The organism is Rhizobium sp. Root491, assembly GCF_001427205.1.
Lineage (GTDB): Bacteria > Pseudomonadota > Alphaproteobacteria > Rhizobiales > Rhizobiaceae > Agrobacterium > Agrobacterium tumefaciens.
The window spans coordinates 530,434-542,546 of sequence record NZ_LMFF01000017.1 but is presented as its reverse complement, the minus strand read 5'-3'; the positions used below and the strand labels follow the sequence as shown (position 1 = coordinate 542,546).

At 60.7% G+C, this 12,113-nt stretch carries 11 protein-coding genes; all 11 read right to left on the bottom strand.

Going from position 1 to position 12,113, the window contains the following annotated elements:
• Positions 1 to 12: 12 nt before the first annotated feature.
• Positions 13 to 1,410, bottom strand: coding sequence for an FGGY family carbohydrate kinase (locus tag ASD46_RS22590; RefSeq protein WP_060642718.1), 1,398 nt, complete (start codon positions 1,408 to 1,410; stop codon positions 13 to 15).
• Positions 1,410 to 2,672, bottom strand: coding sequence for an NAD(P)/FAD-dependent oxidoreductase (locus tag ASD46_RS22585; RefSeq protein WP_060642717.1), 1,263 nt, complete (start codon positions 2,670 to 2,672; stop codon positions 1,410 to 1,412). The genes ASD46_RS22590 and ASD46_RS22585 overlap by 1 nt, the downstream gene beginning before the upstream one ends.
• Complete coding sequence (locus ASD46_RS22580) at positions 2,669 to 4,066, bottom strand: NAD(P)/FAD-dependent oxidoreductase (protein ID WP_060642799.1); 1,398 nt, start codon at positions 4,064 to 4,066, stop codon at positions 2,669 to 2,671. Before ASD46_RS22580 ends, ASD46_RS22585 begins: the two co-directional genes overlap by 4 nt.
• Positions 4,067 to 4,171: 105 nt before the next feature.
• Positions 4,172 to 4,948, bottom strand: coding sequence for an ethanolamine ammonia-lyase subunit EutC (gene eutC, locus ASD46_RS22575; protein ID WP_060642716.1), 777 nt, complete (start codon positions 4,946 to 4,948; stop codon positions 4,172 to 4,174).
• A complete protein-coding gene (locus tag ASD46_RS22570) occupies positions 4,948 to 6,348 on the bottom strand; it encodes an ethanolamine ammonia-lyase subunit EutB (protein ID WP_060642715.1) in 1,401 nt (466 codons plus the stop codon). The genes eutC and ASD46_RS22570 overlap by 1 nt, the downstream gene beginning before the upstream one ends.
• 12 nt (positions 6,349 to 6,360) lie before the next feature.
• A complete protein-coding gene (locus ASD46_RS22565; RefSeq protein ID WP_060642714.1) occupies positions 6,361 to 7,155 on the bottom strand; it encodes an ABC transporter permease in 795 nt (264 codons plus the stop codon).
• Positions 7,156 to 7,167: 12 nt separating this feature from the next.
• Positions 7,168 to 8,046 (bottom strand): ABC transporter permease, encoded by an 879-nt coding sequence (locus ASD46_RS22560; RefSeq protein ID WP_019566396.1) that lies wholly within the window; start codon positions 8,044 to 8,046, stop codon positions 7,168 to 7,170.
• On the bottom strand, positions 8,043 to 9,116 hold the full coding sequence (locus ASD46_RS22555) for an ABC transporter ATP-binding protein (RefSeq protein WP_013761322.1): 1,074 nt from the start codon (positions 9,114 to 9,116) through the stop codon (positions 8,043 to 8,045). The genes ASD46_RS22560 and ASD46_RS22555 overlap by 4 nt, the downstream gene beginning before the upstream one ends.
• A gap of 301 nt (positions 9,117 to 9,417) precedes the next feature.
• Complete coding sequence (locus ASD46_RS22550; protein ID WP_060642713.1) at positions 9,418 to 10,458, bottom strand: ABC transporter substrate-binding protein; 1,041 nt, start codon at positions 10,456 to 10,458, stop codon at positions 9,418 to 9,420.
• Positions 10,459 to 10,520: 62 nt separating this feature from the next.
• Complete coding sequence (locus ASD46_RS22545; protein ID WP_003517685.1) at positions 10,521 to 11,186, bottom strand: RraA family protein; 666 nt, start codon at positions 11,184 to 11,186, stop codon at positions 10,521 to 10,523.
• Positions 11,187 to 11,201: 15 nt separating this feature from the next.
• Positions 11,202 to 11,984 carry a carbon-nitrogen hydrolase family protein gene (locus tag ASD46_RS22540; RefSeq protein WP_003517686.1) on the bottom strand — a complete coding sequence of 261 codons (783 nt, stop codon included), beginning with the start codon at positions 11,982 to 11,984 and terminating at the stop codon, positions 11,202 to 11,204.
• Positions 11,985 to 12,113 lie beyond the last annotated feature (129 nt).

The following is a 12,113-nucleotide window of genomic DNA, read 5'->3' as shown; positions in this document are numbered from 1 at the left end:
TCCAAGTGGACATCAACCGCCCGACCAGCCCCTCGCATTGCCTATGGCGCGTGCAAAGCGAGCGTGATCCGCTTCTTCGACCGATCCGTCGGGTTTGAATATCTCGGCATCTTTTCGCATGGCGGTTACATCGATATCGCACAGTTCCGCGAGACCAAGCGTCGTCAACTCGCGCATGGCCGGAACGCAGATGGTCCGACCACTGGCAGCGGCCAGGAAACGGGCAAAATAGCGACTGTTCGACAGGCCGCCATCTATCGAAATCGTATCGCCGATGGGAACGAAAGTCTGCGCGGCTTCGATCAACCGAACCGTCAGCAGGGCAATGCCCTCAAGCAGGGCGCGCACCATGTCACTCCGCGCCGTTGCGTGGTCCATGCCGATGAAAAGCGGTACGGCCTGTCTATCCCAATATGGCGCGGCAAGGCCCGAAAATGCGGGCACGAACACCAGTCCACGACGAACGGCCGATGAACCCTCAAAACCGTCAAGTTCGGTATTGTCAACATAAAGGCCGATCTTTCGCGCCCATTCCAGCGCGGCACCGGCGTCATAAACCCCGCCTTCTATGGCGAAAATGGCCGCGCCGCCTTGCTTTTGCCAGCCAATGGTGGGCAGAAGCTCCCCCGACAACGGGCGTTCGTGACCAGCGATGGCCAACAGAAAGGCGCCCGTGCCGAAGGTTATCTTACAATCGCCCGGTTTGCGGCAACCGTGCCCATAGAGCGCCGCCTGCTGATCGACGATGGAAACGCGAATGGGCGTTCCCTCGATGGAACCGAAGCCGCCATTAACAGGACCGATTGCGGGCAGGCAATCCAGCGGCACCCCATGAAGAGCGCAGAGTTCCGGGCTCCAGGCACCGGTTGCCAGATCAAGCAGTCCCGTCCGCGAGGCCGTTGCAAGGTCGGTGCGAAAACAGCCTGCAAGCCGATCCAAAAAGAATGCGTCGGTTGTGCCCAGGCGCAACCGCCCTTCGGCTCTCGCCCGTGCCACCGCCGGATTGTGCCTTAGCAACCACGACAGTTTGCTCGCCGAAAAATAGGGATCGAGCGGCAATCCGCAAATCTCTTTCGATCGTTCCGCAGCCGATTGGGGCAGAGCGGCCAGGGCTTCGGCGGTGCGGGCATCCTGCCAGACGATGACGGGCGACAGCGCTTCCCCACTCTCGGCATCCCACGCCAGGCAACTCTCGCCCTGGTTGGCGATCGCGATCGCATCTACCGGCCCGGCATCGGCCAGTACCGCGCGGATGTTGCGCAACAGCTCTTCCGGATCATGCTCCACATGGCCGGGGTTTGGATAGAACTGTGCATGACGCAGGCTTGAGACGAGTTGCGCCGTGCCACCGTCGCTTATCACAAGGCATCGGGTCGACGTCGTTCCCTGATCGATCGCCGCTATGCGCATCAATTCGTCTCCTGAAAGTGAAAGGCAATCTGGGTCGCCTCAACGGCGGCGCGGGGAATGGGCACAAGCACACGGCGTTCCGGCAGCCACCGGCCGGACTTGCTCCACACTTCCGTTCCATCAAGATGAAGCGAAAGCCTGCCTTGAACACGTCTGATGAAGCGCAGCTGAAAATCGAGAAAAGCCGGCCGGTCAAGTCCCCCCGATCGCACCATGGTGGGTACCGCGAGTTTGAGCGGGTCGGCGAAAGCGATACGCACTGCCTTTGCGTTGCAGAGTTCGCGGGTGAGATCGTCGGCAACGGCAGCACCCACGCGGCGGCCTTCGCGAAACGACCAGCCACCCGTTTCCACGGCCCGCAATACGTTCCCCGTGGCGAAGAACATCGGGTTGGCCATCCGGCCGTCCTGATCGATCGTAGGGCCATCGCTGCCCGCCGCCACATCAACAGGGGATGCGTTCAGAAGCGTTGCCTCCGGCGTGAACCGCCCGGTGAGGAGAACACCATCGCACTTGACGGTGAGGATACGGCCATCTGCCAGCCGGATGTCGGCCTCCTCGACACGACCGCTCCCACGAATGTCCACAAGTGTTGCGCGGCAATAAAAGGGCACTCCGACCAATCGCGGAAACCACCGGAAAAGCGACCGCGCCAGCGGTTCCGGCTCAGGCTCGATCATCGCCACCGGCCGCGCGCCATGCGTCAGGCATGTGAGAAGCGCGGAAAAGGAAACCAGTTCCGAACCAAGGATAAGCGGCCGGCGAAAGGGCATGATGCCATGAAAGGCGACATAGGATTGCAGCGTGCCAGTGGTGATCACTCCCACCGGCCGGTCGCCCGGCAGGAGCCGCGCTGAGCGTGGTTTTTCCCGCGCGCCCGTCGCCAGCACAATGCGCCGGGCCTTCAACGTTTCCGCACCGCGCGCAGACGTAACCAGCAGCGTACCGTCCTGTCCGAGTTCCACCACGGAATGACGGGTGCGGACATCGACGCCCGCATCCTGCGCCTGCCGCTGCAGACGTCGCGCATAGGCCGGGCCGAAATAAACGCGTCCGAATTCGCGCATGCCGAAAGGCGAATGTGTGCAATGACGGGGTGCGCCGCCAAGGGCTGGCTCACGCTCGAGGACCATCACACGCGCAACGCCGCGTGCTTTCAGCTCCAGCGCTGCCGCCACGCCCGCCGGGCCGCCGCCGACCACGATTACATCTGCATCCGGAATGTTTTCTTGCGTCTGCTGAAAAGGCTTCCGGGAGCTCATCGATCGTCTCCCGGACGGACCGCAAGCGGTACAGCCAGACGGTCGCCCGTCATCGCGGCCAGCCGGGCGTTGCAGTAAAATCCCTGACAGCGCCCCATGCCGGCGCGGGTGCGCCGCCGCAGACCTCCGAAATCACCCGGCGGCACCGGGCTGGAAAATGTCGCCTCGATCTCACGGCGGGTGACAAGCTCGCAATGGCAGACGATTTCGCCATGATCAGCGCGCTGCCAGTCCCGCTCGCAGGTTTCGCTTAGGTTCGGCATCGTCACATGAGGCACTGCGGGCGGGGGCATGAAGCGCATGCCGAAACTTTCGTGAAGCGCCAGAGCGTGCTGCGCCAGACCAAGTGCCGCACTGAGACCGGTGGATCGCACGCCGCCAAGCGTGATCGCGCGCAGGTCCGGCCGTGCGGAAATCCGGTAATGTTTCTTCTCGGAGGCCGGGCGCAAGCCGGCATAGATAGCGGTCACGGGAATGGAGGCGAGTGCCGGAACGATCTCCCTGCCGCGCGTCAGCAGCGCTTCCAGCGCTGCCGTTTCTACCGTCGCACGCTCGCGGTCATCCTGTTCTTCCGCCGTCGGGCCGATGAGAACGTTGCCGAAGGCGGTTGGACACACAACGATGCCCTTGGTGATTTCGGTGGGAACGGGCAGGACGATGCGCGGCACGTGCCGACGGGCGGCCTTGTCGAGAACGACGAATTGTCCCTTGCGAGGCTTGATGTTGAAGTCTGGGACAAGCCCCAATCGCGCATCGACGATATCGCCGAACAATCCGGCCGCATTGACAACGCTCGCCGCAAGGATCAGACCCGCCGTCGTCTCTATCTGCCACGCGCCATCAAACGCACCGGACAGGACTTCGGCGTTGCGCACCAGCTGCGCGCCAAGCGCCACCGCTTGCGTAAGATAGCCCAGCGGCGCGGACCAGGGATCGATGACATGTTCACCCGGAACTTCGAGTGCTGCGACAAGACGGTCGGACAAGCCGGGCATGGAATCCCGGGCCTGCCGGGCCGTGAGCAGACCGAGCTCGGCAATGCCGTTGCGTCGCCCCTGCTCGGCGATCGCCTCCAGGCTTTGCGCCTCGTCGGGATTCCACGCACAGACCAACGCGCCGGTTTCAACGAGGCTAAGGCCCATCTGCCTGTGGATGGACAGATATTCTGCCCGGCCTGCCTTCACCAATTCCAGTTCCAGACTGCCTTCAGGCGCATCGAAGCCGGTGTGGAGGATAGCGCTGTTGGCCTTCGATGCACCGGAAAGAATATCGGACCCCTTCTCGATGATCACGACCTTCGCACCAGCCAGTGCGAAACGACGGGCAACCGCGCAACCGACCACCCCGGCACCGATAACGGCGACGTCGAATGCTGTGGAGAGGCTCTGGACCATGGGCTTGCCTTTATTTTCGTGGTTCGAAAGCGAAATCAACAGGCGCAACGGATCGAGCCGATGCACCTTGCCGGATCGTGGCTATGAATGAGATCTGCTTTGTTTCTAGTCGGACAAAGCCGTCAGCGGCTTTTCGAATTCAACCAGCGTCACGCCACTTGTCTCCTGCTGGCACATGGCGCTGATCAGGGTCATGATCTTCCCCGCCGCTTCGACGGGCGGCACGCCACCATCACGAATATTGGAAATGCAGTTGCGTCGGGAGTCCGGCAGCCCGGTCTCCGGCCTGAAGGTGACATAGGCGCCAAGACTGTCGGCTGCCGAAAGGCCCGGCCGCTCGCCAATCAGGATCACCGCCACCTTTGCGCCGAGCACGGCTCCCACATCATCCGCCAGCGCAACCCGTGCCTGCGTGGCAAGTGTGATCGGCGCAACCGTCAATCCGTTGCTTGCAAGTAAATTAAGCAATGCCGCTGCCACCGGCACTGCATTCATCTCCACAGCCGTTGCGGAAAGCCCGTCGGCGATTACCAATGCGACATCGGCTCCCTTGGCCTGCCCGTCGAGCGCCAGACGGCCTTCGTCTGAAAGAGCACGGCCGAGATCGGGTCGGCGCAGGTAATCCGCACGGTCCTGCGCGCGGCTTGCGACATGCACGACATCCGCACCCGAAGCGCGCAAGTCACGCTCCATTTTTTCAATGTCCAGCGGACGCCACACTGCCTGGCGCGCCTGCGCATGATCCAACAGAAATGTCTGTACCGCGCGCGTGGGCGGGCTTGCACCCGTGCGGCCGAGCGCCACGCGTGCATCGGTTGCCACACGCAGGGCCTTGAGACGTTCCGGCGGGCTGGAGATAAGGGAGGGCCGGCGGTCACGCATCAGGCGGCGTCCCTTCCAAGAAAATCAAGTTCGCGAAGCCCGCGGTTCATCAGCGCAGGGTTCTCGATCATATGACCGGCGGCATCCGTCACGCCCATATTCACCAGCCACTCCTCAAACTCCGGCGCAGGCCGACGCTTCAGCGTTTCGCGGGCATAGATCGAATCGTGATGGGAAAGCGTCTGGTAGTTCAGCATGACGTCGTCCGAGCCTGGCACGGTAATGACGAAGTTCACATCCGCGGCGCACAGCATGGTCAGCAGCACATCCATGTCTTCCTGGTCGGCATCGGCGTGGTTGGTGTAGCAGACGTCGACACCCATCGGCAGGCCAAGCAGCTTTCCGCAGAAATGATCTTCAAGCCCGGCGCGAATGATCTGCTTGCCATTATAGAGATATTCCGGACCGATGAAGCCGACGACGGTATTCACCAGAAGCGGCGAGAATTCGCGCGCCACGGCATAGGCACGCGCCTCCATCGTTTGCTGATCGACACCAAAATGCGCATCGGCCGACAGGGCAGCCCCCTGCCCCGTCTCGAAATACATGAGGTCGCTGCCGATAGTTCCGCGCTTCAGCGACTGACCAGCCTCATGAGCCTCTCGCAGAACGGCAAGATCAATGCCGAAGCCCGCATTGGCCTTCTGGGAACCGGCAATCGACTGGAAAACCAGATCGACGGGTGCAGCGCGCTCCATCGCCTTGATAGCCGTCGTCACATGGCCAAGGCAGCAGGTCTGGGTTGGAATGTCCAGCCATTGCCGCAGATCGTCGAGCAACTGCACGACGCGGATATAGTCCGTCACAGCGCTGGTGGCCGGGTTAACACCGATCACCGCATCGCCGCTCCCCAGCAGCAACCCGTCAATGGCCGAGATGGCGATGCCACGGGAACTGTCAGTCGGATGATTTGGCTGGTTGCGGGTGGACAGGCGGCCGGAAAGACCAATCGTGTTGCGAAAACGGGTCACGACTTCCCGTTTGGCCGATACCGTCACGAGATCCTGCAGACGCATGATCTTGGAGACTGCCGCCACCATTTCCGGTGTCAGACCCCAGCTTACCGCTTCAAGTTCCGCGTGCCCGACCTTGGAATTGAGCAGCCACTCGCGAAATTCACCAACCGTCAGAGAAGACACCGGCGCGAAGGCCAGTGCGTCGTGCTGGCGCGCTATCAGGGCCGAAATCTCGTCATCGTCCGAGGCGATCAATTCCTGTGCAACAAAGGTGGAAAGCGGCAGATCGGCCAGCGCCATCTGCGCCGCCAGTCTCTCCACCGGCCCTTCCGCCGCGATCCCGGCCAATTGGTCACCGGACCTTTCCGGCGTCGCCTTTGCCATCAGGGTCTTCAGATCGTCGAAACGATAGGTCGTGCCGGCTGCGATCTGTCGATAAGCCATTTTTCCGGCCCCTTACTTCACGAAAGTCTTCGTCAGGCCCACCGTGCGGTCCACGATCAGGACGACGGCAAGCGTGAGCACGATCAGAAGAACGGAGATGGCGGCAACAAGCGGATCAGCCTGGGTTTCGACATGCTGATACATGGCAACGGGAAGCGTCGTGATGCGCGGACCGGTGAGGAACAGCGAAATCACGGCTTCATCGAACGAGACGAGAAAGGAAAGCGCTGCCGTTGCAACGATGCCAGGCGCGATCATCGGCATGGTGACGCGGCGAAAGACGGTAAGAGGTGACGCCCCGAGCGTGAAGGCGGCCTCCTCGTAGATCAGCGGCAGGCCCGCAAGCGACGTGGTGAGTACACGCAGCGCATAGGGCAACACGATGATCAGATGCGCGATCACCAGACCCGTGAATGTACCGAGCAGGCCCGCACCGGCAAAGACGATCAGGATCGCAAGGCCAAGAACGATAGTCGGCAGAAGAAGCGGCGCTGTGAAGAAGGCGAGCAATGTATCCGCGCCAATCACCCGCATCCGCACGATGGCATAGGAGGCGGGCAGCGCAATCAGCATGGACAGCACGGTAACGATGACCGCAAGGAGCGTGCTGGTGCCGAGGGCGCCGATCATCTTGGAATTGTGCATGAGATCCACATACCAGCGCAGGCTCCAGCCGGAGGGTGGGAAGGTCATGTAGCTGTCGGCCGAAAACGAGATCGGCACGACGAGCACCACGGGCGCAAGGAGGAAAAGGAACATGATGAAGGCGACAATTTTCAGCGCCAGCGGAGCGGGACGTTCTTCCATCTTCGATCTCCTTTACAGAATGGCCCGCAGAAGCCGGGAATAGAGCACCAGGGCGGCACCGAAAATCACGAGGATGATCATCGAAAGCGTAGCGGCGAGTGGCCAGTTGAGCGTCACAATGGCCTGATCATAGATTTCCGTTGCCAGAAGGAAGACGCGGCCACCGCCGAGCAGCTTGGGAGTGATGAACGAACTGACGGCCAGCACGAAGGAGAGCAGGCAACCCAGGGCCACGCCGGGCATGGTGAGCGGCACGATGATCCGCCAGAACACTTTCCAGGGCGATGCGCCGAGCGTTTCCGCAGCTTCCTCGACGCGAGGATCAAGCCTGCCGAAGCCAGCGAGGAGCGCCAGGATCATATAGGGCATCAGGATTTCGGTAAGCCCGATGACGACGCCGATCTTGTTGAACAGCAGACGCACCCCGTCTTGCGCACCCAGTGCGAAGAGGATGTTGTTGATGAGGCCGTCATCCGCCAGGATTGCGATCCAGCCATAAGTGCGCACTACCGCCGAGGTGAGCAGCGGCGAAATGACCAGCACCAGCAAAAGCGTTTTCCATCGACCCTGCGCCCGGTGAAGGTAGAGGGCGATGGGATAGGAGGCGAGCAGCGTGAGAACGGTGATCATAAGGCTGGTCAGAATGCTCTGACCAATCAGCTCGATATAAAAACCGTCGGTCAGTGTCGACGACCAGTTGTCGAGCGTATGGGCTTCCCCGAGACCGCCGCCGCCGAGGCTTTCGCGGAAGGAAAGCAGCAGCAGGTTGAAGACGGGCAACACGAAGGCCAGACCGTTGACCGCAATGATGGGTCCAAGAAGAAGGGTTGCGAGAAACACGATGGAAGAGGTACGGCCACCGGGAGCCGTGATCATGACCGCCGCCGTCATCGGTTTGCTCCGAAGACCAGAGTATCCTCCACGCGCCAGACGAGACTGACCGCGCTGCCTGCTGCGACCGGCGTTTCACCGCCGGACGTCGCGCGCTCCACGGACAGGGTCTGCCCGCCAGCGGCGATTTCGTAGTGGAGGATGTCGCCGGCATAATAGACATCGCGGACTTCGCCGGCGATGCGATTGACGGGCGCTCCGTCGAAATCGGGGACGGCGTCGCCAGCGACGGTCATGGCCATGCGATGCGGCCGTACCATCAGGTCGATCTCACCGCTGTGCGCGCCGGGCGCTCGCAGCACCGCATCGCCGACCGTGATGCGGTCACCGGCGGCGTTGCCGACCAGCCTGTTGGTGCGACCGACGAAAGAGGCGACGAATGCAGTGGCCGGGCGCTCATAGAGATCGTGCGGCGTGCCAAGCTGTTCCAGGTGCCCGCCATTGAGCACAGCGACCTTGTCGCACATGCTGAGCGCCTCAACCTGATCATGCGTGACGAAGATGGAAGTGATGCCAAGCTGTTTCTGGATACGGCGAATCTCGGCGCGCATCTCGTCGCGCAGCTTTGCGTCGAGATTGGAAAGAGGTTCGTCAAACAAGAGAATGGACGGCTGGATGACGAGGGCGCGCGCCAGTGCGACGCGCTGCTGCTGGCCTCCGGAAAGCTGGGCAGGGCGACGGTCCTCGCGCCCTTCCAGACGCACCATGGCAATGGCCTCACGGGCACGGCGTTCCGCCTCGGCAGCAGGCACTTTGCGCATTTCAAGACCGAACATGACATTCTTGAGGACCGTCATGTGGGGGAAGAGCGCGTAGCTCTGGAAAACGAGGCCAATGTCACGCTTATAAGGCGCAAGTTTCGTCACGTCCTTGCCGTCGATCAGGATAGACCCCGAGGAGACAGGAGAGAGGCCTGCAATCATGCGCAGCGACGTCGACTTGCCGCAGCCGGAAGGACCGAGGAAGGCAACCAGTTCGCCCTTGGGAATCTCGAGATTGAGATTATCCACGGCGACGATTGTCTCGTAGCGCTTGGTCAGTGAACGAATCGAGAGGAATCCTGGCTGCATGGTATCTGAAGTTCCCATTCTGGCTTCTTGCCTTTCTCCAGGACATCTCCGACCCACAGGGAATCGGAAATGCCTTGGCCCTTGATCTACGCAAGCGCGGCGAAAATTCGCTGCGCCGTTTCGCGGTGCCTCCCCTGGTGCAGGCCTTGTGGGCCGCTCGGAATGCATGTCCGCGTCGGCTCCAACCTCTTCCGCCCTAGCGCCGACAGAGGAGATGAACCGAGGGTTTTGGTATGCTGCTTCCGCGACTGCCATGGGAGCCGCGGAAGTCCTTTCTTTTTTTGCGCTCTGCGCAGAAGTCTCAACGGCTGAGGGGAATGACCTTGCGGCGCCAGTCCTGCGTAATCTGGTCACGGACCTTCGAGAGGCCAATCCAATCCACCGGGATGACCTTGTCCATCGCCTTGACGACCGTGCGCTCACTCACATCGGCAGAGACAGAGGACTTGGAATTGGTCGGCGCATAATACATGGCGGCTGTAAAGGCAGCCTGGGCTTCCGGGCTCAGCGCATAATCAACGAACTTGCGCGCAGCCTCGGACGACGGACCACCCTTGACGAGGTTGAGCGTGTTGATCTGGAGGATCGTGCCTTCCTTCGGAAGAACCACCTTCATCTTGCCTTTGGAGCCGTCAGCATTCACCTGGCTACGGGCGTTCCAGCCCACGCCCAGCGAAACCTGGCCGTTGACAACGTTCGGATAGACTTCCGGCTTCGGCTCCCAGGTCTGCACATTCGGAGCAACTTCAGCCATCGCATTGATGCCGGCATCGATGTTCTTGATGAAATCAGTGCCGCCATTCATATGGTCCATGATGATGGTGGTACCGATACCGACGATATCGGGGGCGCTCAGCATGGCGACTTTGCCCTTGAGGGCGCTATCCTTCAGAGCGTTCCAGCTGTCGGGAGCCGTCTTGATGGCATCGGTATTGTAGATGAGCACGAGATTGTCGAACGTTACGCCAACCCCGGCCACGCCTTCGAAGCGGGCATTAGGATAGAGGTCGGCGACATTCTTGGTTACGCTTTCGTCGATCTTGTCAAACAGAGCTTCGTCCGTACCTGTTTTGGCGACGGAGACATCCATCAGAGCGATATCGGACTGCGGCGCAGCCTTCTGGGCGCGCAGCGAGCCGAGCATTGCAGCAGAGCCCTGCTGCGGGAAATATTCGATCTTGATATCAGGGTTAGCCGCCATGAAAGGTTCGATGACGGCCTTGGTGTAACGCTCCTGGAAAAGGCCGCTATAGCCGAGGAACGTCACGGTCTGCTGGGCGTGCGCCGGAAGAGCGGCCGCGCCGAGCATGAGAATCCCACTCAGAAGTATTGTTTTCTTCATTGTCCTGTTCTCCTCTATTGTTATTTGGAGTGGCGGACTGATCCGCCACCCATAAGACGATGTCAGGCGCTCAGCTTGGCCTGAACGAGCTTGTTGGCGCCAGAAATGTCCGGCAATTTCTCACCGTTGCGCAGGCGCTGCAGAAGCACGAGTTCGGCTTCCTGCATGCCGATGGCGCGTTCAGCCATGGCTCGAGCCTGGCTTGGATGAAGAGCGACAACACCGCTTTCATCGCACAGGATCGCATCGCCCGGATTGATCACCTGGCCGCCGACGCTGATCGGAACGTTGATCGCGCCTTCGAGGCCGAGGATCTTGGTGGTGATGGGCGAAGGACCACGGCACCACATCGGCATGTCGACCTTGGCGAACTCCGAGAAGTCGGTCGCCGGGCCATCAACGACACCGGCCTTAACGCCGGCCATCTTCATGGTGTTGGTGATAACACCGCCCCAGCAGGCGTGACGGGTATCGCCGCAACGGTCGATGAGGACAATATCCCCGGGACGCACGAACTGCGACAAATAGTGGAGCATGGTGGAATCCGCATTGGGGATGCGCAGCGTGACGGCAGTGCCTGCCACACGTTTGCCCGGAAGGACGGCGCGGATTTCAGGATCGACGAAGCCGGAGTGAAGCACGTGACCGATCGTTGCGACTTCGACCTTCTCAAGAAGCTCGATGATGTCGGCACCGATCTGTTCGGGCATGGGGTTGGCGATAAACATTGAGTCTTTCTCCGATCAGAGAACGTGGTGGTTCGCCACCGGTACGTTGGCGCGCACCTTGGCCGAATAGTCGAAGTCAAGGACGGCACCGGCCGTTCCAACGCTGTCGGAGCATTGGGCGACGATGTGGCCCCACGGATCGATGACCATGGAATGCCCCCAGCATGCCTTCTTGCCACCCGCATGGGTGCCGATCTGGCCGACGGCCAGAAAGTAGGTCTGGGTTTCGACGGCACGGGCGCGCGCCAGAACTTCCCAATGGTCCTTGCCTGTCATCAGGGTGAAGGCCGCTGGGAGAACGATGACGTCTGCACCTTTGTCCCGCAGGGCGCGAAACAGTTCAGGGAAGCGAATATCGTAGCAGATGCCACAACCGACCGTCTTGTCGCCAACCTTGTAGGTCACCACTTCTTCGCCACGGGCAACGGAGTCGGATTCGCGGTAGCTGATGCCGTTCGGCGTATCGACGTCGAACAGGTGCATCTTGCGGTAACGCGCGATCTGTTTGCCATCCGGCCCGAAAACGAGCGTCGAATTGTAAAAGCGATTGCCTTCCTTCTCGACGATGGAGCCGGCATGCAGCGTGATCGCGTGCTTCTTGGCCAGCCCCGAGAGCAGCGTGTAAATCTCGCCGTCAGGGAATTCCTCCCCGCTCTCATGCATCTCCTGGGGATTATCTCCAAGAAATGCAAAGTATTCCGGAAGAACAACAAGGTCAGGATTATCCGCCTTGACTGCCTTCTCAATAAGATCGGCAGCAACCTTAAGGTTTTCTGCCTTGTCATTCTGGGTATTCATTTGAACAAGTGAGACTTTCACGTTGCTCTCCTCTCATGTTGCGAGGAGAATTAAGAACGGGAACTGTTTTCATTACAAACGGAAAAACTCTATCGAAACCCATAAGGTAAGCTTATAGATTAATCATTT

Excerpts from the sequence above, each read along its gene's own strand:
- ASD46_RS22590 (WP_060642718.1), bottom strand. The coding sequence starts at position 1,410 with ATGCGCATAGCGGCGATCGATCAGGGAACGACGTCGACCCGATGCCTT.
- ASD46_RS22585 (WP_060642717.1), bottom strand. The coding sequence starts at position 2,672 with ATGAGCTCCCGGAAGCCTTTTCAGCAGACGCAAGAAAACATTCCGGAT.
- ASD46_RS22580 (WP_060642799.1), bottom strand. The coding sequence starts at position 4,066 with ATGGTCCAGAGCCTCTCCACAGCATTCGACGTCGCCGTTATCGGTGCC.
- eutC (WP_060642716.1), bottom strand. The coding sequence starts at position 4,948 with ATGCGTGACCGCCGGCCCTCCCTTATCTCCAGCCCGCCGGAACGTCTC.
- ASD46_RS22570 (WP_060642715.1), bottom strand. The coding sequence starts at position 6,348 with ATGGCTTATCGACAGATCGCAGCCGGCACGACCTATCGTTTCGACGAT.
- ASD46_RS22565 (WP_060642714.1), bottom strand. The coding sequence starts at position 7,155 with ATGGAAGAACGTCCCGCTCCGCTGGCGCTGAAAATTGTCGCCTTCATC.
- ASD46_RS22560 (WP_019566396.1), bottom strand. The coding sequence starts at position 8,046 with ATGACGGCGGCGGTCATGATCACGGCTCCCGGTGGCCGTACCTCTTCC.
- ASD46_RS22555 (WP_013761322.1), bottom strand. The coding sequence starts at position 9,116 with ATGCAGCCAGGATTCCTCTCGATTCGTTCACTGACCAAGCGCTACGAG.
- ASD46_RS22550 (WP_060642713.1), bottom strand. The coding sequence starts at position 10,458 with ATGAAGAAAACAATACTTCTGAGTGGGATTCTCATGCTCGGCGCGGCC.
- ASD46_RS22545 (WP_003517685.1), bottom strand. The coding sequence starts at position 11,186 with ATGTTTATCGCCAACCCCATGCCCGAACAGATCGGTGCCGACATCATC.
- ASD46_RS22540 (WP_003517686.1), bottom strand. The coding sequence starts at position 11,984 with ATGAATACCCAGAATGACAAGGCAGAAAACCTTAAGGTTGCTGCCGAT.